Source organism: Streptomyces sp. (genome assembly GCF_031178505.1).
Lineage (GTDB): Bacteria > Actinomycetota > Actinomycetes > Streptomycetales > Streptomycetaceae > Streptomyces > Streptomyces gulbargensis.
This window is the reverse complement of the sequence record NZ_JAPSIW010000690.1, coordinates 1-3,772: the sequence shown is the minus strand read 5'-3', so window position 1 is coordinate 3,772 and position 3,772 is coordinate 1. Positions and strand designations below refer to the sequence as shown.

At 71.5% G+C, this 3,772-nt stretch carries 4 protein-coding genes; all 4 read right to left on the bottom strand.

What is annotated here, in order from left to right; genetic code table 11:
- On the bottom strand, positions 1-682 hold a 682-nt coding region (thrC, locus tag RIF68_RS30555), incomplete at its 3' end, for a threonine synthase (RefSeq protein WP_309054516.1).
- A 6-nt stretch (positions 683-688) separates the two neighbouring features.
- Entirely contained in the window at positions 689-1,981 is a 1,293-nt protein-coding gene (locus tag RIF68_RS30550; protein ID WP_309054515.1) for a homoserine dehydrogenase, read from the bottom strand.
- A gap of 141 nt (positions 1,982-2,122) precedes the next feature.
- Positions 2,123-3,514: a diaminopimelate decarboxylase gene (lysA, locus tag RIF68_RS30545; RefSeq protein WP_309054514.1), complete on the bottom strand. Its 1,392-nt coding sequence runs from the start codon at positions 3,512-3,514 to the stop codon at positions 2,123-2,125.
- Between the two features lie 16 nt (positions 3,515-3,530).
- Positions 3,531-3,772: DALR anticodon-binding domain-containing protein (locus RIF68_RS30540; RefSeq protein ID WP_309054513.1), on the bottom strand; the 242-nt coding region annotated here is incomplete at its 5' end.

The window sequence follows — 3,772 nt, the reverse complement described above, 5'->3', positions numbered from 1 at the left end:
CGGAACCGGAGGCCTGGAAGCCCCACATGCGTGGCCGACGCCCGGCCAGGCCGTCGGCGGCGTACTCGGTGTACCCCTTCCAGTACGCCGTGATGTTGCCGGCGTTGCCCACGGGCAGGACGTGGATGTCGGGAGCGTCACCGAGCATGTCCACGATCTCGAACGCGGCGGTCTTCTGGCCCTCGATGCGGACCGGGTTGACCGAATTGACCAGCGCCACCGGGTAGTTCTCGGAGAGCGAGCGGGCCAGCGTCAGGCAGTCGTCGAAGTTGCCGTCGACCTGGAGGATCTTCGCGCCGTGCACGAGGGCCTGGCCCATCTTGCCGAGCGCGATCTTGCCCTGCGGCACCAGGACGGCGCAGACCATCCCGGCCCGCACCGCGTAGGCGGCGGCGGAGGCCGAGGTGTTGCCGGTGGACGCGCAGATGACGGCCTGCGCGCCCTCCTCCTTGGCCCGCGTGATGGCCATGGTCATGCCCCGGTCCTTGAAGGAACCGGTGGGGTTGGCGCCCTCGACCTTGAGGTGCACCTCGCATCCCGTGCGCTCGGAGAGGACCTGAGCGGGAACGAGCGGCGTACCGCCCTCACGGAGCGTGACGACCGGCGTCGTGTCCGTGACCGGAAGGCGGTCCCGGTACTCCTCGATGATGCCGCGCCACTGGTGGGTGCCCTTGCTGGTCATGGGTCCTTACTCCCCTTCAACACGCATGATGCTGGCGACACCGCGCACGGTGTCGAGCTTGCGCAGCGCCTCGACCGTCCCGGAGAGGGCGGCGTCGGGCGCGCGGTGGGTGACGACGACGAGGGAGGCCTCGCCGTCCTTGCCCTGCTGGCGCACCGTATCGATGGATACGCCGTGCTCGGCGAAGACCGTCGCGACCTGGGCGAGGACGCCCGGCTTGTCGGCCACGTCGAGGCTGATGTGGTACCGCGTGACCACGTCGCCCATGGGACTCACGGGCAGCTGGGTGTACGCGGACTCGCCGGGGCCGTTGGCCCCGCCCCGCTTGTTGCGGCAGACGGCGACCAGGTCGCCGAGGACGGCGGAGGCGGTCGGAGAGCCGCCGGCGCCGGGGCCGTAGAACATGAGCCGCCCGGCGGCCTCCGCCTCGACGAAGACCGCGTTGTACGCCTCGCGGACGGAGGCCAGCGGGTGGCTGAGCGGGATCATCGCGGGGTGCACGCGCGCGGTGACGGAGCCGCCGTCGGCGGCCCGCTCGCAGATCGCCAGCAGCTTGATGGTGCAGCCCATCTGCTTGGCGGAGGCGAAGTCGGCGGCGGTGACCTCGGTCATGCCCTCGCGGTAGACGTCGTCCAGGCGCACGCGCGTGTGGAAGGCGATCCCGGCGAGGATGGCGGCCTTGGCGGCGGCGTCGAAGCCCTCGACGTCGGCGGTCGGGTCGGCCTCCGCGTACCCGAGGGCGGTGGCCTCGTCCAGCGCCTCGGAGTAGCCGGCGCCGGAGGTGTCCATCTTGTCGAGGATGAAGTTGGTCGTGCCGTTGACGATCCCCATCACCCGGTTGATCTTGTCCCCGGCGAGGGACTCGCGCAGCGGCCGGATCAGCGGGATGGCGCCGGCGACGGCCGCCTCGTAGTAGAGGTCCTGCCCGTGCTGCTGGGCGGCGGCGTAGAGGGTCGCGCCGTCCTGGGCGAGGAGCGCCTTGTTGGCGGAGACCACGGAGGCGCCGTGCTCGAAGGCGGTGGTGATGAGGGTGCGGGCGGGCTCGACACCGCCGATGACCTCGACGACGACGTCGATGTCGCCCCGTTTGACCAGGGCGGTGGCGTCGGTGGTGATCAGTTCGGCCGGGATGCCCTCCCGGACCTTGTCCGGGCGGCGGACCGCCACGCCGGCGAGCTCGACCGGGGCGCCGATGCGCGCGGCGAGGTCGTCGGCGTGCGTCGTCATGATGCGCGCCACCTCTGAGCCGACAACTCCACAGCCCAGCAGCGCCACCTTCAGCGGACGCGTACGCATCATCCGACCTCGTTTCTCGTACTTCGGCTTCGTATTTCTACGGTGGGAACCAGTCTCACTCACCGGACGGGCGTTTCCGCCCCATGTCCGGATCGTGAGACATCGATTTCATCACTCGGCCTATTTCATCACGCGACTATTTCGTCAGCCGACGTCGAGACGCAGGAGATCTTCCTCCGTCTCGCGCCGCACGACGACCCGCGCCTCCCCGTCCCGGACGGCGACGACGGGCGGCCGGAGCGCGTGGTTGTAGTTGCTGGCCATGGAGCGGCAGTACGCCCCCGTGGCCGGGACGGCGATCAGGTCGCCGGGCGCCAGGTCGGACGGCAGGAAGGCGTCCCGTACGACGATGTCACCGCTCTCGCAGTGCTTGCCGACGACCCGGGACAGCATGGGCTCCGCGTCACTGGTGCGCGAGACGAGGCTCACGCTGTACTCGGCGTCGTAGAGGGCGGTACGGATGTTGTCCGACATGCCGCCGTCGACGCTCACGTACGTCCGCAGCCCTTCGAGCGGCTTGACCGTGCCGACCCGGTAGAGGGTGAAGGCGGTGGGCCCGACGATGGCGCGGCCCGGCTCGACGGAGATGCGCGGCGTGCGCAGCCCGGCGGCCTCGCACTCGCGGGTCACGATCTCACCGAGGGCCTTGGCGATCTCGTGCGGCTCGCGCGGGTCGTCGTCGGAGGTGTAGGCGATGCCGAGGCCGCCGCCCAGGTCGATCTCGGGCAGCTCGACGCCGTGCTCGTCGCGCACCTCGGCGAGGAGCTGGACCACACGGCGCGCCGACACCTCGAAGCCGGCCATGTCGAAGATCTGCGAGCCGATGTGCGAGTGGATGCCGATGAGCTCGAGGCCGTCCAGCGTGAGGGTCCTGCGGACCGCCTCGGCGGCCTGCCCGCCGGCCAGGGCGATGCCGAACTTCTGGTCCTCGTGGGCGGTGGCGATGAACTCGTGGGTGTGCGCCTCGACGCCGACCGTCACCCGGATCTGCACGCGCTGCCGCTTGCCGAGGGACTGGGCGATGTGGGCGACGCGGACGATCTCCTGGAAGGAGTCGAGGACGATGCGCCCGACACCGGCCGCGACGGCCGTGCGGATCTCGTCCTCGCTCTTGTTGTTGCCGTGGAAGGCGATGCGCTCGGCGGGCATGCCGGCGGAGAGGGCGGTGGTCAGCTCGCCGCCGGAGCAGACGTCGAGGTTGAGGCCCTCCTCGTGCAGCCACCGCACGATCGCGCGGGACAGGAACGCCTTCCCCGCGTAGAACACGTCGGCGCCCGGGCCGAAGGCCTCCGCCCAGGCGCGGCAGCGGGCGCGGAAGTCGGTCTCGTCGAGGAAGTAGGCGGGCGTGCCGAACTCCTCCGCGAGGTCGGTGACGGCGAGCCCGCCGAGGGTGACGACCCCCCGCTCGTCCCGCACCACGGTCCGCGCCCAGACCTTCGGGTCGAGGGCGTTGAGGTCGGCGGGGGGCGCGGTGTAGTGGCCCTCGGGGAGGACGTCGGCGTGGCGGGGGCCTGCGGGGTGGGCGGAACGGCTCATGTCTGGCTCTGCTCTTTCAGATCCGGTCGGGTGCGCTGATGCCGAGCACGGAGAGGCCACCGGCGAGCACCGTCCCGGCGGCTTCGGCGAGCGCGAGCCGGGAGCGGTGGGCGGCCGAGGGTTTCTCGTCGCCGAGCGGCAGGACGGTGTGCTGGAAGGCGAGCAGCGCGTCGGCGGTGCTCTCGAGGTGCCGGGCGACCCGGTCGGGGGCGCGGTGGCGGGCTGCGGCGAGCAGGGCGGCGGGGTGGTCGCCGAGGG

What these genes read in the sequence shown, in the direction of transcription:
- RIF68_RS30550 (WP_309054515.1), bottom strand. Translation starts at nt 1,981, where the DNA reads ATGATGCGTACGCGTCCGCTGAAGGTGGCGCTGCTGGGCTGTGGAGTT.
- lysA (WP_309054514.1), bottom strand. Translation starts at nt 3,514, where the DNA reads ATGAGCCGTTCCGCCCACCCCGCAGGCCCCCGCCACGCCGACGTCCTC.